This window comes from Psychrobacter sp. SWN149, assembly GCF_015864565.1.
In the GTDB taxonomy this organism is placed as follows: Bacteria; Pseudomonadota; Gammaproteobacteria; order Pseudomonadales; family Moraxellaceae; genus Psychrobacter.
The window spans coordinates 158,449-181,875 of record NZ_JADYWX010000005.1 but is presented as its reverse complement, the minus strand read 5'-3'; the positions used below and the strand labels follow the sequence as shown (position 1 = coordinate 181,875).

Below are 23,427 nucleotides of genomic sequence, written 5' to 3'. Positions count from 1 at the left end.
TATATCGACGCAGGCAGTCATGCTGACTACCCACGTAATGTGCTAAACCCCAACTAACGAGGACGACTATTGTGTTAGAAGCTTATCGTAAACATGTCGAAGAACGTGCTGAGCTAGGAACGGTTCCGCTACCACTGAACGAAAAACAAGTAGTAGAGTTAGTTGAACTCCTAAAAACGCCACCTACAGGTGAAGATGCGTTTTTGATGAACCTGCTAGAAAATCGTATCCCTGCTGGTGTTGATCAAGCAGCATATGTTAAAGCAGCATTTTTGGCCGCTATCTTGAAAGGTGAAACCTCATCACCACTTATCAGTAAGCAAAAAGCGGTTCAAATCTTAGGCACCATGCAAGGCGGCTACAACGTTCAGCCATTAGTTGCTGCATTAGATGATGCGGAAGTAGCACAAGACGCTGCTGAAGCATTAAAAAAGACTTTGCTAGTATTTGACGCGTTCAATGACGTGACTGAAAAAGCAGAAGCGGGCAACACTATTGCAAAAGAAGTGGTTCAGTCTTGGGCTGACGCAGAATGGTTCTTGAACCGTGCTGAAGTACCGAAAAAGACCACATATACGACATTCAAAATCACTGGTGAGACCAACACCGATGACTTATCACCTGCGCAAGATGCGTGGAGCCGTCCTGATATTCCATTGCATTCACTAGCCATGCACAAAAACTCTCGTGACGGCATCACTGCTGATGACGAAGGCGTTGTTGGCCCAATGAAGCAAATCGAAGAACTGAAGAAAAAAGGCCATCAATTGGCATATGTTGGTGACGTAGTTGGTACGGGTTCTAGCCGTAAGTCTGCGACCAACTCAGTACTTTGGTTAATGGGCGATGATATCCCTAACGTGCCAAACAAACGTGGTGGCGGTCTGGTATTGGGTAACAACATTGCGCCTATCTTCTTTAACACGATGGAAGATTCTGGTGCATTACCAATCGAAAAAGTAAATGTTGATAACCTAAACATGGGTGATGTGTTTGATATCTATCCGTACGAAGGCAAAATCACTAAGCATGATTCTGATGAAGTACTATCAACGTTCGAGCTAAACTCGCCAACATTGCTTGATGAAGTACGTGCCGGTGGCCGTATTCCATTGATCGTTGGTCGTGGTCTGACCAATCGTGCTCGTGAGTACATGGGTCTTGGACATTCAGACATCTTTGCGAAGCCAGAAGAGCCAGTTGATACTGGTAAAGGTTTTACGCTAGCACAGAAAATGGTTGGTAAAGCTTGTGGCCTGACAGGTGTACGTCCTGGTATGTACTGTGAGCCTAAGATGACTACGGTTGGCTCTCAGGATACGACTGGTCCGATGACCCGTGATGAGCTAAAAGACTTGGCATGCCTAGGTTTCCAAGCGGATCTCGTGATGCAGTCATTCTGTCACACTGCTGCTTATCCAAAGCCAGTTGACGTTGAAACTCAGCACACCCTACCTGACTTTATCATGAACCGTGGCGGCGTCAGCTTGCGTCCAGGTGATGGTATCATTCACTCATGGTTGAACCGTATGCTACTTCCAGATACCGTTGGTACTGGTGGTGACTCGCATACTCGTTTCCCAATGGGTATCTCGTTCCCAGCGGGTTCTGGTTTGGTTGCTTTCGCAGCTGCGACTGGTGTGATGCCACTTGATATGCCTGAATCTGTCCGTGTTCGTTTTGTTGGTGAGCGTCAAGCTGGTATCACGCTACGTGACCTAGTACATGCTATCCCTTATCAAGCGATCAAAGAAGGGTACTTGACTGTTGATAAGAAAGGCAAAATCAACGAGTTCAACGGCCGTATTCTTGAGATTGAAGGTCTAGAAGACTTGACTGCTGAGCAAGCGTTCGAGTTGTCTGATGCCTCAGCTGAGCGTAGTGCTGCTGGTTGTACCATCACGCTATCTGAAGCGTCAGTGACTGAGTATCTAAACTCAAACATCACGCTGCTTAAGTGGATGATCTCAGAAGGCTATGGCGATGCACGTACGATCAGCCGCCGTGTTGAGCAAATGCAAGAGTGGCTAGCTAACCCAAGCTTATTGCGTGCTGATGCTGACGCTGAATACGCGATTGACATCACTATCGATATGTCAGATATCAAAGAGCCTATCCTTTGCTGCCCGAACGATCCAGATGATGCTAAGACACTAGCAGACGTGGCTGGCGATACCATTGATGAAGTATTCATTGGTTCATGTATGACCAACATCGGTCATTTCCGTGCCGCTGGTAAATTGCTACAAGATGTACCAGCAGGAAGCCTAAAGACTCGTCTATGGATTGCGCCGCCTACTAAGATGGATGCACGCCAGTTGATGGAAGAAGGCTACTACAACATCTACGCTCAAGCCGGTGCTCGTACCGAGATGCCAGGTTGTTCACTATGCATGGGTAACCAGGCGCGTATCGCACCGAAGTCTACTGCGGTATCGACCTCTACGCGTAACTTCCCGAACCGTTTGGGTCAAGGCGCTAACGTATACCTAGCATCAGCTGAGCTTGCTGCAGTTGCTGCAGTACTTGGTAAATTGCCTACCAACGAAGAGTATCAGCAGTACGCTGGTATGCTGGATAGTATGGGCGAGGAAGTGTATCAATACATGAACTTCGATCGTATGTCAGACTATACTGAAGAAGCAGATAAAATTAACGTTGCTCAGTTGAGCTAATGTTAGTCAAAGTGTAAGTTAAGTCTTTTTACGTTTTAAAAAACCCCGTACCGTGATGGTGCGGGGTTTTTTATTGATGACTCTAAGATAAGCAGTATTCATTTACAAACTTTTATTGAGTATCTATACTCAACGTTGTGACTGTTCAAATGTACGACTTTCAATACGCGAGACTTTTGAGGACAAATATTATGGAACGTAAAGTTATGCTTGATAAAGCGACGCCGCCACCATTACCCAACTCCGTTATGGCTAATAATAGTGCTGAGGCAAACTATGGCATCATTGACTGGTTTAAAAAGTGCTTGCGTAATTATGTGAATTTTTCGGGTCGCGCTAGGCGCAAAGAGTATTGGTACTTTTTTCTAGTACAGATGGGTGTGGTCATCGTTGCTATGTTGCTAGATGCCATCATATTCAGCTCAGAGACAGGTTTATTCTATATAGTCGCGGTGCTTGGTTTATTTCTGCCTGGTCTGGCTGTGACTATCCGCCGCTTGCATGACACTAGCCGCTCAGGATGGTGGTTTTTGATAGGTGTGGTGCCACTGATAGGCTCTATTATATTACTGGTATTTTTAGCGAGTGACACCAAGCCTGAAACCAATAAATGGGGTCTGCCAGCAAAATAGTCTGGCTTAGGGCAAGGTTAAATGGTTAATAAAATTGCTTACGCCTGTTTACAAATGTGCTCACTGATTTTTTACGCGATCTTCTGTATAATATAGGGGCAGGCGGAAACCGTGGCTCTGCACTATATTTATCTTTTCTATCTCGGGACGGACCGATACTTTGATATGCACTTAGGTGCTTTGGAGTCTTGGTTGATTACTTTATCACCGTTCAAACGTCGTATCGTCTATGTGATTGCATTTGAGATTATCGCAATTATTTCCTCTACCTTTGTGCTCATGAAGCTAAGCAATAGTGATGCATCGGACTCTCTCCCTGTCGCTTTGATGGTATCTCTAGCAGCGATTATTTGGAACTTTTTATATAATACCGCTTTTGAGACTTGGGAGGATCGTCGACAAATAGCAGAGCGCACGCTGCTTATTCGTAGTGTTCATGCATTGATATTTGAAGTCGGTTTGGTTTTGATCTGCTTGCCGTTATATATGGTTTGGTATCATGTAGGTTTGCTTCAAGCATTTATGATGGAAGCGGCTTTGCTGGTATTCTTCTTGATTTATAACTTTGTGTTTACCTTTATCTTTGACAAGATATTTACCTTACCTTATCACTATAAGACCGCATCTACTGCTTAGCTAATGTCTGTCTTTCAATGAGTAATGGTGATGTTGACCACAAAAAAGCTGCCTATCTATGGGCAGCTTTTTCGATGATGCTATTCAATAGCAGCGGGGTAGTTATTCAAATTTATTATGCCATAGCATTATTTACTTACCTTGATAAACAGGTTTACGCTTTGCTATGAACGCGCTAACCCCTTCTATAAAGTCATCGGTTTTTGCCATTACCGTCTGTTGTTCTACTTCCGTATCTAGCGCTGCGCTCAAACCAGCGAAAGCATGCACATTGAAGCTCTCTTTCATAGCGGCCAACGCTTTGCCTGGTAATTGGCTCAATCGGAGCGCCAATGCTTGTACGGTGGCATCTAGCTCGTCCACACTAACCACGTTGTTTACCAGATTTAAGCGCGCCATATCTTCTGCTTTTAGCTTATCACCCAGCATCACAAGTTCAGTGGCTTTTGCGGCCCCAACCAATTGATTCAACAAATAAATACCGCCAGCATCTGGCACTAAACCAATATTGACAAACGCTTGCACGAACTTTGCATTGTCTGCCGCAATACGAAAGTCACAAGTGAGCGCCAAGTTCATACCAGCACCTGCCACAGCGCCTTCTAATTTGGCAATAATCGGTTTGTGGATCTGACGTAGCTTCAAGCTGACTTCTCCTGCGCCTTTTACCATACCTCTCAATTTGGTGGAAACAATGTCCTTATCTAAGCCTTCAGACAACATCTCTTTGATATCACCGCCGCTTGAAAAATTACCACCAGTGCCTTGTAAAATAATCACTCGTACTTGGTCATCAGCCGCTGCTTTATCGAGCGCTATCAATACGTTGTTTTTTAGGGGGGTACCAAAAGCATTCAGGCTTTTTGGATCGTTAAAAGTAATGGTCGCGATGTGCTGGTCAACTTGATATCCGACTATAGGCTGTGACATCTGAGATTTCCTTATTTTAAATGACTGTTTTAATATTTTGTATCAATGAGAATGGTACGAAATAAAGGTAAAAATGATTCAATGCCAATTACTATAGCAGCTTGCTAGGATTATAAAAGTGCATTTTATGAGCGCTTAAGACACATCTAAGCGTTAGTTAATTTTTTAGATTTATAATAAAGAATGACTAGGGCATGTCCTCAATTTAATCGACAGTCACCTAAATGGGTCAAAAATGGCTAAATCTTGCCAAACGGCGTCAAATAACTGACTAATATCTCGATATTATCTGCGCTATTTTCCTTGTTTGACTGCAATTTATCTCATTTTCATCACCATTTTTAAAATGAGGACACGCCCTAGTAAAAATAACCATGACTAAGTGGACAAAAATTTTGTATGAATAAAACGACTGGTACGTAAAAATGTTACTCACTAAACCATTGTTGGACTATGCTAGTATTCTAAGGGTAGCATCAGAAAATATCTGATACAGCGCTTAATATATTTAACCAAACAAGGATGTGGTTATGCCAACTATTAATGTCAATAATGCTGATATCTATTATGAAGACAGCGCACCAAGTGACACGCAAAAACCTGTTATCGTGTTTGCCCATGGTCTGCTGTGGAGCTCACAGATGTATGACAAGCAAGTAGAGTATTTTCAAACAGACTATCGCTGCATTGCTTTTGATTTTCGTGGGCAGGGTCAGTCACAGATTACCAAGTCTGGCTATGATATGGAGACGTTGACCGAAGATACGCTTGGATTGCTTGCCGCACTTGATATTGATAAATGTCATTTTGTTGGATTGTCAATGGGCGGATTTGTCGCGCAGCGTATTGCGCTTAAGCGACCTGAGCTTCTGCTGTCTTTGACGCTTTTGGAGACATCTTCTGATCCTGAAGATCCAAAAAATATACCCCAGTATCGCAAGCTTGTAAAAGCCATTCGCTGGCTTGGCATGAAGCGTGTGAGCAATAAAGTTATGCCGATTATGTTTGGCAGTACCTTCTTGGCTGACAAACAGCGTAAATCTGATCGCAAGCAGTGGCTCACGGTGCTTCAAAGCAATCGTAAGGGTGGTGTCGTCAAGGCAACAGCAGGTGTCATTGAGCGAACAGGTACTTATGAGCAGCTGGGTGATATTATCACGCCAACACTCATCATCGTAGGTGATGAAGATGCAGCAACGCCTTATGCAAAATCTGAGCGTATGCACTTTGCCATTGCTGGATCCAAGCTTGCCATTATCAAGGGTGCTGGCCATACGTCGACAGTGGAAGAACCTGATCAAGTGAATAAAGTGCTCAGTCAGTTTTTAGAAAGTTGTGCTTAATATAGATAGGTATTGACGAGGGGCTTTGAAGTTATACATCGATCAATAAATATCAGGTAAAGAGCAACATCAAAAAGCCGCTATCTATGAAGGATAGCGGCTTTTTGCATAGTTTGAATAGATTAAATAGCTGAGGGCTACATTCGTGAGCTGTACTGGCTATGACCGTCATCAATCGTTCCAAATGCTTCGGCACGGTTGACGATTTCGGTGGCCCACGCACGATGCGTCGCAGGTTCTAACATCGTATTGTTATACTTAAATACTGCTTTAGCCTCAGAGTGTAGGATCGCTTGCGCCTCGTCCAACGTACTCAGTGGCACGCAGTAGGCTTGCTGTACCAATGCGATTTGGCTGGGGTGAATGACGGTTTTTCCCACCAGACCTAAGCTGACATCTCGGTTTAGCTCTTGCATAAAGAGTGTCGGCTGATCCAAATACTCAAATACGGGCGCGGTGAGATAAAAACCATGCGGCACAAAGCAGCCAAGTAGCTGATAGGCAAGGGTGCCGATAGGCGTGTCATAGACAATACTGTTCTTCGGGCGACGCAAGCGCAGCGCAGCAAATAAATCATTACCACCGATACGTAGCGCAAACACTGGCTGACTAAAGGCTTCTTTAAAAGCAATGGCCAGCTCTTGGTTATGATGCGGATTGAATAGGGCAGCCGTTTCAAGCGTAGGCATCAACAGATGGTCGATTCTCAGGTTCTGACATGCCATTCGCCAATTGGATAAGCTGTACATATCGACTTTTGGCATGACAAAGCCATCAATCAGATCGATATGGGCATAATCAGCCAGTTGCTGTAGCATCATCGGACTACGCGGACGTATAAAGACCAGCGGGCGCGTTGGATGCTGGGCGTGAATGGCAGCGGCTCTAGATGGGTCATTGATGCTATTGACATGCTCAGCCCACGTATCGAGCAGCGTGCGCAGACGCTCAAGTGCTAGCTCAACATCCTCATGACTGACCGCATCCTCTAGACAAATAATAATACTATTGATCGTCGGTAGCTTGTCTCGCTTGATCACTTGCCAAATATCTTGGCGAGTGGCAGGCATGTATAAGCTTGCACCCAGCTGATATGGATGGTGCGTGTGCGGTCTGACCATCGCATGACGCTCAGTGATCAGATGTGTATAAGACTGGGTATCATGGTAAAACTCTGACTCGTGGTTTTTTATATCGGACATAATCGGCATCATAAATAGAGGGATGAAGGGCAAGCGTTCAATAATGCTAGATGTATCAATGCTAAAGGCATTAACTGTCTTTGGAGCGTTGTTTGATAAGCGTGATGGCTTGATAGGGAAGTATTTTATCACCTAATACACTGATTGTGATGTTTCGTTGTGCACATAAATGACGCAGTAGTATGGTATCGGGATGATCAGCAGTAGCGAGCAATATACGCTCTGGATCACGGCGTAATATGGCTCGCGTTGCCTCGGCAATCGTTGGCTTTATCCGATTGCGATTGGTGATGCCATAGTCTGCTGCGAGCGTATCTATCAAGGCTGCCGTTTGATAGCGCGGCTGCTGATAGGTTGGCAGCCGCTCTGGCAGAATAGCCAATGAACGCCTCGCTGCATCGATATGATCGATAAATGCCAAGCTATGATCTGTGTCTAATAAATCATCATAAAAGACACTGCGATGCAGGCCTGATGACGGCTCTGTATATAAGCTGCGCGAAATCAGTCCTGATACCGTACTATTTAACAAACCCGATGGGATCAACCAGTCTTCTTCACTAGCAGCCAGCCAAGCAACGCCAGCCGGATCAGCAAGGGTCAGTAGGGGAATGACATCAGCACCTTGGTGAAAGATATTGGCAAAATTAACATGAGTCGTGTCGCTAAATGTCTCTAAACTACGAGCCAGCTCTTTATAAATCGCACCTTTACCTGTCCAGCCATCGACGAATACAATCGGACTGTCTGGATAAGCATCCAGCAGCATTTGCAAAGCTACTGGGTCAAGGCCACGATCACGAATGATACTGATACCATAATGCATGCTTGGTAGAGAGTAGCCCCTATCCGTATCCGACAGCGCACGCTGCAATAACACCCCAATCGGTAGGCCTGCCCGCACTAAGCTCACTAAAATTAATGGATGCTCATCATTCACTTTACGTTGAAAAACATGATGTAGCGTATGTGCCAAATGAGCGATATCAGTTGCGGCTCTCTCAGTACCTTGCTCTAGTGCCTGCGTGTATAGCTGCTCATGCATGGCAGTGGGCGCTTGCTCTAAGGTCAACATATCAGAATAATGACGTTGTCCACTTTGAATAAGCGCTTCTTTTTGACTGACCGGCACATCGGCAACGGCGTCTTTATCGACCATATTGAGTAGGACAGTCACATCGCTCGCAAGATAGCTGCCTGAGCCATAGTTTTTTAGAGTAGCTCTTTTTGTTTGTATATTAGGTAAAGTCATAGTATGAATAATAGCACTCGTGATGATAACAGTGGGATTGCGTGGCTGTTGTTTAAACTCATGGTTTAGCCTGACGATTTAGACTGATATTGCTCATGCAGTTGGCCGTGGTTGGGCATACCGTACCAGTCTAGCAGTTGCAGAAACGGCAAGTCAGCTAAGCTGTCACCGAAGCCAAAACTAGGACGCTGATGGTCCAAATGAGTCTCTAATAAAAACTGCACGGCATGTTGCTTATGCACAGCATGTGGCAAGATCGCTAGATTATTGGCATTCACATGCACATAAAAATCTTGATCAAAATCACGTATCAACGTTGGTAGCTTTGCTGCTAGATCCACTAATGCTTGATGGTCTTTTTGCGCATGTTTGATAGCCAGATAAATCGTTAATTCTTCATCCACAGAGCCATTGCTAAAGCTATCGATATGCGGTGTGAATACTAGATGACTCTGCTCGCTTTGACCGTGATTGGCAAACAATTGGCTCAGCTGGTTAAGCTTATCTTGCAATGGTGCAAGCTTGCTATACATATGCTGTTGCCATTCACTTAGTAGCTGCCCATCAGATGTCAAAATAATCGCCCCATGGGTCAATACTTGCCAGCTATCGAAGGGCAGTTTCACGCGTTTGATTTCACTACGGTCACGTGCGGTCACCACTATCAGCTCAGTACTAGCGAGCAACCAATTAAAAAGGGTTGCTTGACGCTGACTCATAAAGCTTAGCGGCTCGTTTTGCTTATTGACCGTGGCACATACCAAGTTTTCAGGCTCAGTGGTAGGCAAGTCCCATGTATCAATTTTACGCTGGGTTTGAAACAAAGTATCGTCCAAATCCATGAGTGCATAAGGTTTGATAATATCTGGGCTGGGTTTAAAGAATGGGGTAGTCATGAAATCGTCCATACATAATAGAGTTAAAAATTAAAGAGCAATTTAAAGCGTAGGACTTACTACCAACACATTATCCAAACCTTGCCACATCGTATCGACGCTATCAGCGTCCGTCTCCACGCACAACACAACCAAGTCCCATTCTGTTGGATCGACATTATAAGAAAAATTGGTCATACCAAGCCCGTAATTATCGCTAAAGCTCAGCAACGTGGTGATGGCACCGCCAAGCGCAATCGGTGAACGGGTTAACGCACTAAAGTTAACGATAGAATCTATGTTGGAGTTGAGATTTTTAGATTCTGTCTCAAGCCATTCAGCCAATAAAAATGGCAACCAAACAAACTCATTACTACCCAATACTAAGATTCTTTTTGGCAACTGAGTAACATCAAAGCTTTCTTGGCCATCAAGACGCGTAAATGCAGTCTGAAAACTCGAAAGATAGTTATCAAACCCATCTATACTATTGAGCGTTGGAAATCGGCCCCAGTTGCCCGTATCGCCGAGAGTCTGACTACCAGCTGCGGTAGTATCGACCGATGGCATCGTAATGGGCTCAGGGTTAGGCGCATCTGTCCACTGCCATGCGCCAGACAGTAAATGATGACGATGAAACTCAATACCAGTTAAACGATCTGACATTTTTGCAGGCTTAACGCCATCTGCTTGCTGGTTTGTATTTTCTTGATCTAATGACCAATCAACCAATGTCGTCAGATGCACTTGCTCTAACTGAGTGAGTCCTGCTTGACGTAAGGCGGTGACGACATTGACGCAGGTATTGCCTGTTGATGCTTCATCATCAACCATAATCAGCGTTTTGCTGGCCAGTAGCTGCTCCTGAGTCACAGCATCTTGACTTTGATAAATCAAATGCTGGCTGGCATGACTGTGGTCTTCACAAAACGTCGTCAGCAAAGCGTCAGCACCATTAGCATCACTACTTTCATCGTGCTGTGCATGACGAGTAGAGTTCAATAGCAAGGCGTGTGGATAGCGTGATTGTAGGGCTTGATGGACACCAGCAGATAGACCGACAGCAGTCTCTGCCATACCAATGACTAGGATAGGTTGAGGCAAATCGCTAGGCACTAAATCGGCTAAATCAGTAAACGCATTTCGCATGGTGCTGGGTGCGACGGGGATATGACGCCCCAGTACTTTTGAGACAAACAAAAACGCACGTTTTGGGTTAATACGTTGTGCAAATCCAAGCAGATCTTCTAGTTGATAATGGTCATCCTGTTCTAGGTCATTTTTGGTCGTTGCTGAATTGGTCTGATAAGTTAGGTCTAGTGTGCCACGGGGTAGAGTGATGGTCGTGCTGTGTTGCTCATTTAACATTTAAATTCCTTGGCGCTTTTAATTTTATATAGGCATAGATTTTTTAACCCTGACAGCCAACCAACCATAAGGCACTGCGACTTTGCTTGCTTAATTGAGGTGTAGTCAGAGAGCTAGCGCTTGATGAATGATTTATATTTTCCAAACTGATTCCAGCGCTTGCTAATAGGGCAGATAATAACTGAAATTTCACCGCATAGTTCATATTTTGTGCATGTTCATGATTCAGGCTAGCCGTCACCATACCGATAACCTCGCCAGTCGGCAACAATAAAGGGCTGCCGCTAGAACCGGGCTGAATAGGTGCAGTAAATTGCATATAACGGATATCATCATTTAAGCCTGTTAGCCCTGAGATGCAACCTTGCGTCACTTGTAGCTGACTACTTAGCCCTGACAAGGGAAATCCCAGCGTGGTAACAGTCTCACCCAAGATATCGCTACATCGTTGCACCAATGGAAGGTAACTAGGCAGAGGGTCATTGACTCTGATAATGGCAGAATCACTACCGATATCGCTGAGCACGACTTGTGCTTCAAGATCGGGTTGGCCTTGCTGACGTATACCAATCATCTGAGCCGACTCAATCACATGATAGCAAGTCAGCAGATGGTGTGAATCGATAGCAAAGGCTGTTCCTGTCCACGTTTCACCTGCATTGACCTGACGAGGAGGGCGCGCTTCGCTATTTGGATGAGTGCGTTGCTGTTGCTGCGCTGCTTGTATACGCGCGTGAGTATCAGGATGACGAACATCAAGACTGACTTGTACGCGCTGCTCAAGGCTCGCCAGACCTTGGGTTGAGCACTCCCCAAGCGCTCGACATTTGAGCTGTCCATTACGTTGATATATCTCCAATATGATGGCAGCTTTGACATGGCGCTCATTTGCCGTAAAGTCATAGCGTAGCTTACCGTCATCTAGTATTAGAGAGATATCGTTTAGCGCTATCGAGGGCGAATGGGTACTTGGGTCGCTATAAACATAAGCGATAAGCTGTAAAAACATGACACCTTGTTTTCCAAACAGCTCAGTCAGGTCGAACTGCCATATACTGGGACTGCCTGCGTTGTCTATCTTAGCCCACTCTTTAGGCTCATGCAGATAGGCAGGGCTACAGACTGCCTTGCGATTTGCATCCAAAGGCAAACATAATAATCCAAGCTGTTGACCAAACTTAAGCTCATTATTTGTAGAAAAACCGACCGAGCATTGCGCGCTTGTAAGAACCGTGTTGGCACCTAATGCCAATGTCGTTTGTGTGCTCATTAGTCCTCTTCAAATCACTTTTCACGTGATTATAGTTATTTTATTCTTTTCTCAATATTAGCCTGTGTTTACCGTTTAATCGATGATTATTTAATAATGAGTACATGGGTCAACATCATTGAGAAGGTCTATTTGGCTCTTGTAATTGGTTCCAATTTTAGATGCTCTATGGTTTGAGATTACATAGGCCTTAAAGTGGTAAACAATAAGTAGGTAGTATAAAGTGAGTAGCCATATAAATAAGCAACGCGAAAAATCGAATAAGTTTTTTATGCTCTAAATTTCACATTATTTTAAGTTAACTAAGTAAACATTTTTTTACTAATTTACCACCTATCGGACAATGTAACCACCTATCGGACAATGTTTGGTAACATCTTGCTAGAAGGGACAAATCTAGCGATAATGTAGCCAATATCTACCATTGTTTTCATTGTCATTTGTGAGCAGCATGCGAACCAAGCTTTAGCAGCCTTTTTAAATATTATGATTTTTTACCAATTGATTCAACGACTGACCATATATTCGTTGAATAATAAAAACTATTGGCAAGAGTATGAATGGTCTTTTAGACGGTCAGTAATTATTGCACAGCTAGATTCAAAAAATATTGATAAAAATGTGTTCTACTTCGCAAATATAACAAATTTGATGTTTTCAAATACGGTGTTTCTAACAGTTATTAAATAATAACCCATACAAATAATAACTTATCTAACAAAACAACCTTAAAAACTTTGTCCATATTCATTATTTGGTCTATCGCAGTGGCTTAGTATATCTATGCGTAGCACTAATTTAGTAAAGGAGTGACCTTTGAAATTCTCTTGTGCACTAGAAACGTCTTCTGAACGCATTCGTTTGGTGAATGTTATCTCGCCACTTATTAAAGCCGGCTATCAACTGATTTCTCAGAAACAAGAGTCTTCCGAAAACGGTGGTAATATCATCCGTGTGGTTGCCAAAAGCCAAGAACCTAAGACGCAAGCAGATCTCATAGAAGACTTGTCTTCAATTGAGGGATGTACCCTCTTTAATCTAGAAATCGATGAAGACGACAATGCAGCCTCATCATCAGTACCAGCAAAAAAAGTGCTGGATGAAAAAAGCGTGTTGTCAGCCATTGGTGCCTATTATCCTAAAATTGCAGATATCGTCAGTCAGTATGAGGCCAGTTTGCCTGCTGATCGACGTATGACAGCATTACATGAGTTGGGGCGCAAGGTTGGGGGCGGTATCTATCAACGTGACTATGCGCTTGGTAGTCCATTAAAGATGCCTAAGACGATCAGTCGTGAGCTTGTGCCAGCACTAAAAGGGCTTTCTAAAGTTAAAGCCAAAGACAATATCATCTATTTAATAAAATGCCCGTTCTGTAAGTCGTCAGATCATAATCACTCAGGATGTCATTTTGTTGTGGGCTATATAGAAGGCTTCTTGGCAAGCAATCCTGCCGTAGACATGATTCAGGTCGAAGAGACCAATTGCGGTGCTGGCAGTACCAATATTTGTGAATTTACCATCCGCTAAAAAATAAATCATAGACTCTTTAACGTCTATCAAAAATGAACGAGTGTGCAAGGTATCGCGGTGCGCCCCAAGCAGTATTGCTACGCTCAATTTTATTACGTTTTTATGGAATATATAAGGCAAAAAAATGATCGAAGTTGAATACAACCTACTACTGGTACTAGTCTCATACGCCATCGCAGTGTTTGGCTCTTATGTTGGCCTAAACCTTGCCATTCGAGTGCCGTCTGCAAAGCCGGGAACTGACCTATACTTTTGGGTTGCGCTATCTTCTATCGCGATTGGCGGTGCTATTTGGTCGATGCACTATATTGGTATGATGGCAGTTGATATGAAAATGCCGGTCACCTACGATCTAGGTTTGACCATTGTTTCAATGTTGCTAGCCGTTTGTTTTGTCGCGGTCGGTATCGTGATCGTTGGACGCGGTGAATCAAGCATTGGCAAGCTGTTAGGCGGTGGTGTTTTGGCTGGACTTGGAGTTGCAGCCATGCATTACACTGGTATGGCATCAATGCAAATGGACGCAACCATGTCGTACAACATACCACTGTTGATTGCTTCAATCGTTATCGCTATTGTGGCTGCGATTGCAGCGCTCTGGTTGGCATTCAATCTACGTGGCACGTTACAGCGTTTTGGTAGTGCGTTCATCATGGGTATTGCTGTTTGCGGTATGCATTACACTGGTATGGCGGCTATGGAAATGACGATGACGGATCATGTGATGTCTATGGACTACACACACGCAGGTGCCATCTCTTCATCGATTATGATTTTTATCGGCTCAGCGCTTGTATTAAGCTTACTATGGGTCATTGCCTCTAAAAATGCACCTAAGCAATCAAACCTTGTATTTGGTGAGTAGGTATCAGTGTTTGTTTTCTAATGATGTTAGCAAATGTTTAAAAAAAGGCTTTTAGATCATAATCTAAAAGCCTTTTTTGTGCCTGATAATATCGGTTATTCGTGAGGTGTATGCTCACTTATTTACTTACTCAGCAGCGTCTTCAATTTTGACGCTCATCATAATAGAGCGTACTTGGCAGGCTGTTATTTTCTGAATACTTGCGTCTAAGCTGGGTTTGTCTGTCAGGCCTAGCCAATAAGAAAAACCAGCTTGTGTCAAATCCAAACCGCTGTGAGAGGTATAGCCAATACCGCCTGATGGCCGACTATTGATCTCAAGAACACGGTGTTGACCGTCATCGTCAGCTTTGGTTTGTACGCTGACAATACCATCACAGCCAAAGGCCTTAATTAATGGAATCACAACCTCCATAACAGAATGCTCATAGCCGATATGTTGGATTTTACCCGTTTTATGGCGTGTGATGGCGGCCAGTACTTCCCCATATTCGCAGACCACATCGATGGAGTATTCTTGTCCTGATAGGTAAGGCATCAACAGCATTGGAATAGGGCGCTCGTGTACCATTTGGCTGCTGGCGTAGGCATTCACAAACTGCGCGGTATTGATTTTTTTCTCTTCTGTGAAGTATAAGTGCTCAAAGCTATCGTAATGCTCGCCACATTCTTTACCAGAGTCTAATCGCCAAAATCCTTGTGCGAAAATCCCGACGACAGGTTTGACGCATAGAGGCTGATGCCCGTGCTCAGCGAGTAATGCTTCAAGCTCAGCGGTATTGTCAAAACGCCATGCATCCGCGACCGGAATATTATGCTGGTGACACTGCTGCATAAACGCAAATTTATCATCGATTGATTCAAGGGCAGCGACGCTAGTAGCCCCTGTCAATAAACGGATACCAGCCGCATTGAACTTTTCGCGGTGCGTTTCATAGTCAATGCCATTGCGCCCAGTCAGGATTACTTTTACATTGTTCGTTTTGGCGTGCTCTAATACGAATTGCCAGCGTGGCATAACCGTCTCGCTTGTCTCTTGCGTATCATTCTCTATGGCCGCTTCAGACGGCTCGTAATACATCACGTCAGCAAATTCAAAAATCTCAGGTCTGTTATGACGGTGCGAAGCAATGACATCAAAAGGCTCGTCCGATTTACCCTTTAAGGCCTGTAAGCTCTCTAACATATCGCGCTGGCTGGATTGACCTTCAGCTAACCAAGCAGCGACTGGTGCCGAGTACAAGCTATCGTTGGTAGGGTTGTTCATAATTTTCTCAGCATTATCATCGTTTATAGGGAATCGGGTCAGTTTATATGGTTATCGTAGCGCTAGTGGCAATATGTCAAAGCAAATTTTTAACAACAGACATTATATACAAATGGCACAAGTTATAAATGCCTCTGACAAAATAGTCATCAGGATTTATACAAGTTTTTTTATGGCTTATAACGCGATTGCTCGATTTAAAATTCTCATGATATCCATGCTACTATACAACGATAGTTAATCTAACAATCACAACGATATAATAAATAATACAGAGGATTTATGATGAGCCAAGCCCAACCTCAACCGTTAGTAGCAGGGGCTAATGCACCACTGCCGGCGGACAATATCAGCATTCGCATCTTAAGCCAAAACGCCATTGATTGTGCTGCGTATCGTCTGACAACAGATGGCAAAGTGCGCGGTGATGGGGACATGATATTTTATGGGCAGACACGCAGTGATGATGGCAGCGTCAGCTTTCGTGGGCATGACAGCGATGGATTTTTTGATATCAATCTATCAGCGCAGCCTGCGAGTATTGAAAAAGTCGCCCTAGCATTCTCCAGTGCGCAAACATTGGCGCAAGTCGGTGATGTGGATGTACAGGTACTGCAAGGCAGTCAGGTATTGATGACTTGTCAGCTCAGTGGCACAGGGCGTAATGAAAAAGCCATTATCTTGGCGGAATGTTATCGTCGGCAGGGCAGCTGGAAGTTTCGATTTATTGCCCAAGGGTTCGAGGGAGGGTTAAAACCTTTGTCGGAGCACTTCGGGGTCGAGATTGCTGATGACACGCCAGCTCAAAGCCAGTCACAGAGTCATGCTCAAAATACACCACCAGCTCAGGCTCAGCCGATCAATACACAGCGCCCCATCAATACACAAAAAGCAGGTAGCACTGCACAGGCGAGCACACCGCCACCGATTCCTGCCAGTCCTTCGATCAATCTCAGTAAAGTCACCTTAACCAAAAACCAATCTAGCATCAATCTGAAAAAGCGTGACGACTTTGGTAAAATCTCAGTTAATCTAAACTGGAATCAGCGACCGGATAGCGATAAGCCTATTGCCAAAAAAGGCATATTAGGCGACCTGTTTAAGCAGCATCAAGCGGGTGGTATCGATCTGGATATCGGTGCCATGATTCATCTAAAAAATGGTGAAAAAACGCTTATCCAAGCACTAGGCAATCGTTTTGGTAGCTTACCCTCTGCACCTTATGTTTGCCTGCGTGCTGATGATAGAACGGGGCAAGTCAGTGGTGGTGAGTGGCTCGATATCAACGGTCAGCAGTGGTCACAGATTGAGGAAGTGTTTATCTTTGCTTTCATTTACGAGGGCGCGCCGAATTGGGCGAAAACCGATGGGGTAGTGACCATTCATGTGCCCGAGCAACCACCGATTGAGACACGTCTGACGGAAGGTGCTGGTAACTTGCCGATGTGTGCCATTGCGCGCCTAGTCAATCAGCAAGGCAGTATCAATGTTGAACGTATCAATCAATACTATAAAGGTCATCAAGAAATGGACAAAGCATTTAACTGGGGCTTTAGCTGGAAGCGGGGCAGTAAATAACAGTCGATTGTACCAATAGATAAAGTATTATTGCTACAAACTCTATAAAAAACAGCCCGCCTATTACTCATAGGCGAGCTGTTTTTTATAGAGTTTCTACGCTATTTGCTATTATTCAAATAATTTAAGCATGCGGCGTAATGGCAGGCATCAAGTCATGGAAGGTGCGACCAGACGCAGTCTCACCAATGGCATGCATTTTCCATTCATTGTTATGACGATAGACTTTTGCCATGACCATAGCAGTATGTCCACCTTGTGCCGACAAATTATAACGTGCCACTTCGCTATTATTATTAGCATTAACGATACGGCAGAATGCGTTTTCTACGGTTTCAAACGTTTGACCTGTAAAGCTGTTAACCGTAAATACCAGTGAAACCACACTGGCAGGTACTTTTGAGAGATCAACATTAATGACTTCATCATCACCATCGCCATCACCAGTACGGTTATCACCTGTGTGAACGATACTGCCATCTTTCGATTTGAGCTGACTGAACCAAATCGCATCGACGGCTTGTTTGTTGGCATCGAACATGATGCATGAGGCGTCTAAGTCAATTGAATCACCGCCGCTACCGCCGCCGAACAGCTTGCCCAAAAACCCGCCTTTTTTGTTTTGTGGCCCTTGAGCAACGTCCCAGCCTAGACCTAATTTGACTTGAGTAAGCTCGCCGCCAGCTTCTTTGGTTAGGGATATTTTCTGACCCTTTTGTAGACTAACTGCCATGTGAGTGTCCTTATAATAATAGTGAGTAAAATCGTTAGAAAAAGTGCTAAAAAACGTTATAAGATATTATTCAAAAAGCCGCCACCGCCGCCGCGTCCACCAGAACTACTACCTAAGACGCTCTGTATCCAGCCTTGATAACTGTCACGATTACGCGAGCAAATGATGACTTTTCCGGTGCCTGAGAAATTTAAAACCATGCCTTCACCACTGGTGACGGAATTGATAATATTGCTCATGATGCCTTTTTTCTTGCTGGTTGAAACGGACAGTTTGTACTCAAGGGTTGAATCCCAGCAGACGACATGACCATTATCAATAATGACGTCTTTGTCTGGTGTGACATCAATCTCAAACAGTGAACCAAAACCAGATACCACGACTTGACCTTGTCCTTGTGTCTGCATGACCATAAATCCACCAGTATCACCAAATACTGCACCGCCTAAATTGCGCTGAATATTGGCTCTGATATCGACACCCGTCTGTGCCGCGACAAATGCACCATCGCTGAGTGTATATTGCTGCTTGCCGACATCGATAATTTGCATATCGCCATCTAGCGTAGGTGCGAGCAGACAGTCACCTTCACCATGAGTCGCTTCAATCTGTTGTTGAAACAGGGATTCATCATTGGCAAAACGGCGCATCAGAGATTGCATCAGACCACCTTGCAACTTCCCTTTCAGCTCAAGATTGGACTCCATCATCACCATCGCATTGGCTTCACAATAGATTGAATCGCCTTTTTTGAGATTACAATGCAAAAAAGGTTCAATAGTACCAATTAAACTGAAGGTCGCGGCCATGGGCTTTACATCCTTATTCTAATATCTTTGGTTAACGATTTTAGGGTATGTATCTCTACGTTCTCTATAATTTTTTATTGAGCGTCCAATTAAATTTAAAGCCATCAAATGCGTTAAAGGGGCACACTTGATGGCTTTTTAGATCATAACCAGACGTCTGGTTATGATAATTGGCTTGCTAAACGTTTACGTTGGATTAAACGTTAAACATTTACGCCATAAGAACCGGCTAATGGCCCAAGACCACCACTGAAGCCTTGACCAACGGCACGGAATTTCCAATCACCGCTATGACGATATAACTCACCAAAGATCATGGCCGTTTCAGTGCTGCCGTCTTCTGATAGGTCATAGCGTGCAATTTCACTACCGCCATTGTCATTGACGATACGGATATAAGCTTCGCCTACTTGACCAAAGTTTTGATTACGGGCTTGGCCTTCATAAATGATAGCGCAAAGTGCTACTTTATTAACGTCAGCTGGAATGCTCGCTAGGTTTACTTTGATCGCTTCATCATCACCATCACCCTCGCCAGTACGGTTGTCGCCTGTGTGCTCGACCGCGCCATTGTCTGACTTTAAGTTATTGAAAAAGATAAAGTCTTGATCGTTGCGAACCTTGCCTGCTTCATTGACCAAAAAGCCAATCGCATCTAAGTCAAACTCTTGACCGTCAGTGGCACGTGGATCCCAGCCTAGACCGACTGTTATATTGGTTAAACCTGGCGCTTCTTTTGATAAGTTTACGTTGCCGCCTTTCGTTAAGCTAATAGCCATACAAATATCCTTTGGATTAATAGTTAAGTGGATTGTGTTATAAAAAATTAAATAAAAGTTGTGCAGTGACTGATATATCAGGGCAAATAGCAAAAGACATACCTGTACGCCACGTCCTGCATATCATTACGTTTTACTATACTAAGCGTTTGCTCACTAAGCAAGGCGTATTTTGTGCGCTTACTATATGCTTACCAAGGGACATAGTTCTTGAGCATCTTTGATGGTTTTCAATCAACTTAGCAATAGTCGTTAAGGTATTGTTATGAAAACGTAAATTATTTGATGATTAAAAATGTTGGATAGAAACGCTTAGAGGTAGGGTGGGTAGCAGAGACGTATCACGACCAAATAGATGGCCTTAAACTAAAAAGGTCACACCAAATATATTGATATGACCTGTTATCAGCTTGTTAATTTTTAAAAGTAATACTGTGCCGAGTAATCAATCGAGCAAGGCATCTAGATTCTATCTCTAATCTCCAAAAACCGACCAGCCAGTTTCTTGTACAAATCGCTCTAATGCTCTTGTACCAAGCTTAGAGTTACCTATATGATCCAGTCCTGGCGACCATACAGCGATTGAACCTTCGCCTGGTGCGATCGTTAAAATACCACCACCAACCCCACTTTTACCCGGTAGGCCGACACGATAAGCGAACTCACCAGAGCCATCGTAGTGACCACACATCATCATCAACGAATTAATCCGTCGAGAGCGCTGTGCATTAATCACCCTGACGCCTGTGTGCTCATTAATACCATTGGACACTAGATAAAGACCAGCTTGGGCCAGCTGTTGGCAATTCATCGCGATTGAGCATTGATGAAAATAAGTTCCCAATACTTTGTCCACGTCATGCTTTAGACGACCAAAGGATTTCATGAAATAGGCGAGCGACGCATTTCGATCTTTATGCGCCATTTCGGACGCTGCTACCTTGTGATCAAAACTGATCGAATCATCATCAGCAATAAAACGAACAAATTGTAGTATCTCACCCAATGTCTCTTTTGGCTCATGTCCCATCATAATCGCATCTACCACTGCAATGGCACCCGCATTGATAAAGGGATTACGTGGTCTGCCAGATTCATGCTCTAGCATCATGATTGAGTTAAAAGGGTCGCCGGATGGCTCGCGGCCAACGTGTGTCCAGAGCGCATTACCCAACTTACCAAGGCCAATGGTCAAGGTAAAGACCTTAGAGATACTTTGGATCGAAAACAGTGTACTAGCATCACCTGCTGTATAGACCTGCCCATCTGGTGTCGCAACAGCAATCCCAAACTGGTTCGGATCGACATGGGCCAGTTGCGGAATGTAGTCCGCCACTTTTCCGCGGTCTGTTTCATTTGCCATCTCTGTAGCAATATCATCAAGAATTTTTTGTATATTAATCATGTATTCGTATTTTTGAAGTGTTGTTAGAGGGTGGGGATTTTAACTGAATAAAAGGGGATAGTAATCATCGAATTGTATTTTAATGATGGGTCAGTATCATATACCTATGAATGCCTCATATATTTATAACTTGTCGCTTTAACTAGGGGCCTGTTTAAATATCAAACAGGTCCTAGGCTATAAAAAAAGCAGGTCACATCTGATGATATGACCTGCTCATAACTATGATTGGATATAGAAGACGTAATACTGACGGTATTTTTTAAGTCAGTTTTGCAGCTTCAGCTTTACGATGCTGTAGTGACGCTAGTAGCGCCCAGCCAATAAAGGCAATACCAATCAAACCAGTAATCACTTCTGGTACATGGAACTTCACAGACAGCAACATGATGAGTGCCAATGCACCGATGGCATAATGCGCGCCATGCTCAAGATAAATGAACTCGTCAAGCGTGCCTTTGTCTACTAAGAAAATAGTCATCGAACGTACGAACATCGCACCAATTGCTAGACCCAGCATGATGACAATGACGTCATTGGTAATCGCAAATGCGCCAATCACACCATCGAAACTGAATGAAGCATCTAGAACTTCTAAGTATAAGAAACCAATGATACCGCCTTTCATGATAGCACTGGTCGCAGCTGCGCCATTTCCTTCGTTTTCTAGGTCTTCTTCGAGATCACCTTCAAGCATGCCAGATACGACCTGTACACCAAGGTAAACTAAGATACCCCAAACACCAGCGATTAAGACAGCACTTGATTGTTCAGCACTGGCCCACGATACCGCGATCATCAAGACAATAAGGGCTACAAATACGCTCATGGCATCGACTTTACCTAGCTTGGCTAAACGGCTTTCCAACCAGTCAAACCAATGCACTTCTTTATCATCAAAGATAAAGTTTAAGAAAACCAGCAATAAGAAAATACCACCAAATGCTGAGATTTCAGCATGGTGTGCCATTAGTCTTGCTGAGTATTCTTTAGGATCGTTCAATGCCAAATCTATCACTTGCATCATACCAAGGTCGGCAGTAACAGCGACGATGACAATAGGGAAGACCAATCGCATACCAAATACGGCAATTAAGATACCGACCGTTAAAAATATCTTTTTCCAAAATTCATCCCAGCCCTTAAGGACTGAGGCATTGACCACCGCATTATCAAAGGATAACGAAATCTCCATGACGGCCAAAATAGCAGTAATGGATAGCGTGGTTATCATTCCACCCATACCGCCATGTGAATATCCCCACCATGCCGCTACTGCTAAGGCAATCGCGGTGAAGATAAAGTCTAAATAAAAATGTCTCATGACACATCCTGTCTGGTTGCGTAAAGCTAAGGCCGGTCTATTATAGACACAAGCTACAAAAAGTGGCTATGGTGAATCCACTACAAAAGAGCGACAGCATCGACCTTGCTTAAGGTAAGACTTATACCCTAGCACCCGATTGCTGTAACGCTCTTTTACATTGAATCAACGATATTACTAACCGCTTTTTAGGCATAATTTTAAACGAAACGTAGCGCATTACTAGTCATTTGGACATTAAAATTGTGACTATTTGCAACGGTACAGCCGCGACGTTTTAGATGTGATAATTGTGGTATGTAGAAGTCCAATTATCACAAAAAACAGTGCCTTAGATATCAACACCGTACTGCTGACACATTGCTTGCAACCCACCTGAATATCCTTGACCCACTGCGCGGAATTTCCACTCTCCATTGTGACGATATACTTCACCAAATACCATGGCAGTCTCGACAGAGTAATCTTCTGCCAGATCAAAACGCACGACTTCAGTACCTGTCTCTTCATTGACGACACGGATAAAGGCATTAGCTACTTGACCAAAGTTTTGGCTACGCGCTGCCGCATCATGAATAGTCACGGTGACGACAATTTTGTCGACATCAGCAGGTACTTGGGTGAGATTTACCTTAACCAGTTCATCATCACCATCACCTTCGCCAGTACGGTTGTCACCAGTATGCTCGACCGCGCCGTTATCAGATTTAAGCTGATTATAGAAGATAAAGTCATGATCACCGCGTACTTTACCTGCGCCACTTAGCAAGAAAACACTGGCATCAAGATCAAATTCAGCACCAGAAGTCGCGCGCTCATCCCAACCCAGTCCAATCAGCAGCTTGGTTAGATTTGGATCTGTTTTGGTTAGCGATAAATTACCGCCTTTATTAAGTGATAAAGCCATGATGTTATCCTTGTTATTAGATATTAGATATTAGAGGTTTTGTTA

At 43.9% G+C, this 23,427-nt stretch carries 20 protein-coding genes; 7 read left to right on the top strand and 13 right to left on the bottom strand.

Features of this window, described 5'->3' with window-relative positions; translation table 11 throughout:
* Nucleotides 1-71 precede the first annotated feature (71 nt).
* The 3 genes from acnB to I6E86_RS09785 all read left to right on the top strand — a co-directional run bounded on the left by acnB (nt 72) and on the right by I6E86_RS09785 (nt 3,943).
* Nucleotides 72-2,675, top strand: coding sequence for a bifunctional aconitate hydratase 2/2-methylisocitrate dehydratase (acnB, locus tag I6E86_RS09795; RefSeq protein ID WP_197177313.1), 2,604 nt, complete (start codon nt 72-74; stop codon nt 2,673-2,675).
* 191 nt (nt 2,676-2,866) lie between these two features.
* Nucleotides 2,867-3,307 (top strand): DUF805 domain-containing protein, encoded by a 441-nt coding sequence (locus tag I6E86_RS09790; protein WP_227680621.1) that lies wholly within the window; start codon nt 2,867-2,869, stop codon nt 3,305-3,307.
* A gap of 165 nt (nt 3,308-3,472) precedes the next feature.
* Complete coding sequence (locus tag I6E86_RS09785) at nt 3,473-3,943, top strand: PACE efflux transporter (RefSeq protein ID WP_197177312.1); 471 nt, start codon at nt 3,473-3,475, stop codon at nt 3,941-3,943.
* Nucleotides 3,944-4,075: 132 nt separating this feature from the next.
* Here I6E86_RS09785 and I6E86_RS09780 read toward each other — a convergent pair whose 3' ends face one another.
* Nucleotides 4,076-4,873, bottom strand: coding sequence for an enoyl-CoA hydratase/isomerase family protein (locus I6E86_RS09780; protein ID WP_197177311.1), 798 nt, complete (start codon nt 4,871-4,873; stop codon nt 4,076-4,078).
* Between the two features lie 530 nt (nt 4,874-5,403).
* Here I6E86_RS09780 and I6E86_RS09775 point away from each other — a divergent pair.
* Nucleotides 5,404-6,216, top strand: coding sequence for an alpha/beta fold hydrolase (locus I6E86_RS09775; RefSeq protein WP_197177310.1), 813 nt, complete (start codon nt 5,404-5,406; stop codon nt 6,214-6,216).
* Between the two features lie 137 nt (nt 6,217-6,353).
* Here the strand turns inward: I6E86_RS09775 and I6E86_RS09770 are convergent, their stop codons facing one another.
* The 5 genes from I6E86_RS09770 to I6E86_RS09750 form a co-directional block, all read right to left on the bottom strand.
* Nucleotides 6,354-7,418 (bottom strand): HpcH/HpaI aldolase/citrate lyase family protein, encoded by a 1,065-nt coding sequence (locus I6E86_RS09770; protein ID WP_197177309.1) that lies wholly within the window; start codon nt 7,416-7,418, stop codon nt 6,354-6,356.
* Between the two features lie 70 nt (nt 7,419-7,488).
* Nucleotides 7,489-8,670 (bottom strand): cysteine protease StiP domain-containing protein, encoded by a 1,182-nt coding sequence (locus I6E86_RS09765; protein WP_197177308.1) that lies wholly within the window; start codon nt 8,668-8,670, stop codon nt 7,489-7,491.
* Between the two features lie 65 nt (nt 8,671-8,735).
* Nucleotides 8,736-9,566 carry an HAD hydrolase family protein gene (locus I6E86_RS09760; protein ID WP_197177307.1) on the bottom strand — a complete coding sequence of 277 codons (831 nt, stop codon included), beginning with the start codon at nt 9,564-9,566 and terminating at the stop codon, nt 8,736-8,738.
* Between the two features lie 42 nt (nt 9,567-9,608).
* Complete coding sequence (locus I6E86_RS09755; RefSeq protein WP_197177306.1) at nt 9,609-10,913, bottom strand: phosphoribosyltransferase domain-containing protein; 1,305 nt, start codon at nt 10,911-10,913, stop codon at nt 9,609-9,611.
* A 43-nt stretch (nt 10,914-10,956) separates the two neighbouring features.
* Entirely contained in the window at nt 10,957-12,183 is a 1,227-nt protein-coding gene (locus I6E86_RS09750) for a S1C family serine protease (RefSeq protein WP_197177305.1), read from the bottom strand.
* Between the two features lie 816 nt (nt 12,184-12,999).
* On the opposite strand from I6E86_RS09750, the gene I6E86_RS09745 reads away from it, so the two are divergent.
* Nucleotides 13,000-13,713: a hypothetical protein gene (locus I6E86_RS09745; protein WP_194363961.1), complete on the top strand. Its 714-nt coding sequence runs from the start codon at nt 13,000-13,002 to the stop codon at nt 13,711-13,713.
* 127 nt (nt 13,714-13,840) lie between these two features.
* Entirely contained in the window at nt 13,841-14,581 is a 741-nt protein-coding gene (locus tag I6E86_RS09740; protein WP_197177304.1) for an MHYT domain-containing protein, read from the top strand.
* Nucleotides 14,582-14,707: 126 nt separating this feature from the next.
* Here the strand turns inward: I6E86_RS09740 and I6E86_RS09735 are convergent, their stop codons facing one another.
* The gene (locus I6E86_RS09735) at nt 14,708-15,847 is read right to left on the bottom strand and encodes an ATP-grasp domain-containing protein (RefSeq protein ID WP_197177303.1); all 1,140 of its coding nucleotides are present in this window, start codon (nt 15,845-15,847) and stop codon (nt 14,708-14,710) included.
* A 285-nt stretch (nt 15,848-16,132) separates the two neighbouring features.
* On the opposite strand from I6E86_RS09735, the gene I6E86_RS09730 reads away from it, so the two are divergent.
* On the top strand, nt 16,133-17,425 hold the full coding sequence (locus I6E86_RS09730) for a TerD family protein (protein ID WP_197177302.1): 1,293 nt from the start codon (nt 16,133-16,135) through the stop codon (nt 17,423-17,425).
* Between the two features lie 124 nt (nt 17,426-17,549).
* On the opposite strand, the gene I6E86_RS09725 is transcribed toward I6E86_RS09730, so the two are convergent.
* The 6 genes from I6E86_RS09725 to I6E86_RS09700 all read right to left on the bottom strand — a co-directional run bounded on the left by I6E86_RS09725 (nt 17,550) and on the right by I6E86_RS09700 (nt 23,382).
* A complete protein-coding gene (locus tag I6E86_RS09725) occupies nt 17,550-18,158 on the bottom strand; it encodes a TerD family protein (RefSeq protein WP_194363965.1) in 609 nt (202 codons plus the stop codon).
* 56 nt (nt 18,159-18,214) lie between these two features.
* Complete coding sequence (locus I6E86_RS09720) at nt 18,215-18,967, bottom strand: TIGR00266 family protein (RefSeq protein ID WP_194363966.1); 753 nt, start codon at nt 18,965-18,967, stop codon at nt 18,215-18,217.
* A 203-nt stretch (nt 18,968-19,170) separates the two neighbouring features.
* Nucleotides 19,171-19,746 carry a TerD family protein gene (locus I6E86_RS09715; RefSeq protein ID WP_110922674.1) on the bottom strand — a complete coding sequence of 192 codons (576 nt, stop codon included), beginning with the start codon at nt 19,744-19,746 and terminating at the stop codon, nt 19,171-19,173.
* Nucleotides 19,747-20,221: 475 nt separating this feature from the next.
* Nucleotides 20,222-21,151 carry a glutaminase gene (locus I6E86_RS09710; RefSeq protein ID WP_227669543.1) on the bottom strand — a complete coding sequence of 310 codons (930 nt, stop codon included), beginning with the start codon at nt 21,149-21,151 and terminating at the stop codon, nt 20,222-20,224.
* Between the two features lie 262 nt (nt 21,152-21,413).
* The gene (locus tag I6E86_RS09705) at nt 21,414-22,475 is read right to left on the bottom strand and encodes a DUF475 domain-containing protein (protein WP_197177301.1); all 1,062 of its coding nucleotides are present in this window, start codon (nt 22,473-22,475) and stop codon (nt 21,414-21,416) included.
* A gap of 331 nt (nt 22,476-22,806) precedes the next feature.
* Entirely contained in the window at nt 22,807-23,382 is a 576-nt protein-coding gene (locus tag I6E86_RS09700) for a TerD family protein (protein WP_194363968.1), read from the bottom strand.
* Between the last annotated feature and the right edge of the window lie 45 nt (nt 23,383-23,427).

Coding starts and splice junctions, on each gene's coding strand:
- I6E86_RS09790 (WP_227680621.1), top strand. CDS start 2,867: ATGGAACGTAAAGTTATGCTTGATAAAGCGACGCCGCCACCATTACCC.
- I6E86_RS09785 (WP_197177312.1), top strand. CDS start 3,473: ATGCACTTAGGTGCTTTGGAGTCTTGGTTGATTACTTTATCACCGTTC.
- I6E86_RS09780 (WP_197177311.1), bottom strand. CDS start 4,873: ATGTCACAGCCTATAGTCGGATATCAAGTTGACCAGCACATCGCGACC.
- I6E86_RS09775 (WP_197177310.1), top strand. CDS start 5,404: ATGCCAACTATTAATGTCAATAATGCTGATATCTATTATGAAGACAGC.
- I6E86_RS09770 (WP_197177309.1), bottom strand. CDS start 7,418: ATGTCCGATATAAAAAACCACGAGTCAGAGTTTTACCATGATACCCAG.
- I6E86_RS09765 (WP_197177308.1), bottom strand. CDS start 8,670: ATGACTTTACCTAATATACAAACAAAAAGAGCTACTCTAAAAAACTAT.
- I6E86_RS09760 (WP_197177307.1), bottom strand. CDS start 9,566: ATGACTACCCCATTCTTTAAACCCAGCCCAGATATTATCAAACCTTAT.
- I6E86_RS09755 (WP_197177306.1), bottom strand. CDS start 10,913: ATGTTAAATGAGCAACACAGCACGACCATCACTCTACCCCGTGGCACA.
- I6E86_RS09750 (WP_197177305.1), bottom strand. CDS start 12,183: ATGAGCACACAAACGACATTGGCATTAGGTGCCAACACGGTTCTTACA.
- I6E86_RS09740 (WP_197177304.1), top strand. CDS start 13,841: ATGATCGAAGTTGAATACAACCTACTACTGGTACTAGTCTCATACGCC.
- I6E86_RS09735 (WP_197177303.1), bottom strand. CDS start 15,847: ATGAACAACCCTACCAACGATAGCTTGTACTCGGCACCAGTCGCTGCT.
- I6E86_RS09730 (WP_197177302.1), top strand. CDS start 16,133: ATGAGCCAAGCCCAACCTCAACCGTTAGTAGCAGGGGCTAATGCACCA.
- I6E86_RS09725 (WP_194363965.1), bottom strand. CDS start 18,158: ATGGCAGTTAGTCTACAAAAGGGTCAGAAAATATCCCTAACCAAAGAA.
- I6E86_RS09720 (WP_194363966.1), bottom strand. CDS start 18,967: ATGGCCGCGACCTTCAGTTTAATTGGTACTATTGAACCTTTTTTGCAT.
- I6E86_RS09715 (WP_110922674.1), bottom strand. CDS start 19,746: ATGGCTATTAGCTTAACGAAAGGCGGCAACGTAAACTTATCAAAAGAA.
- I6E86_RS09710 (WP_227669543.1), bottom strand. CDS start 21,151: ATGATTAATATACAAAAAATTCTTGATGATATTGCTACAGAGATGGCA.
- I6E86_RS09705 (WP_197177301.1), bottom strand. CDS start 22,475: ATGAGACATTTTTATTTAGACTTTATCTTCACCGCGATTGCCTTAGCA.
- I6E86_RS09700 (WP_194363968.1), bottom strand. CDS start 23,382: ATGGCTTTATCACTTAATAAAGGCGGTAATTTATCGCTAACCAAAACA.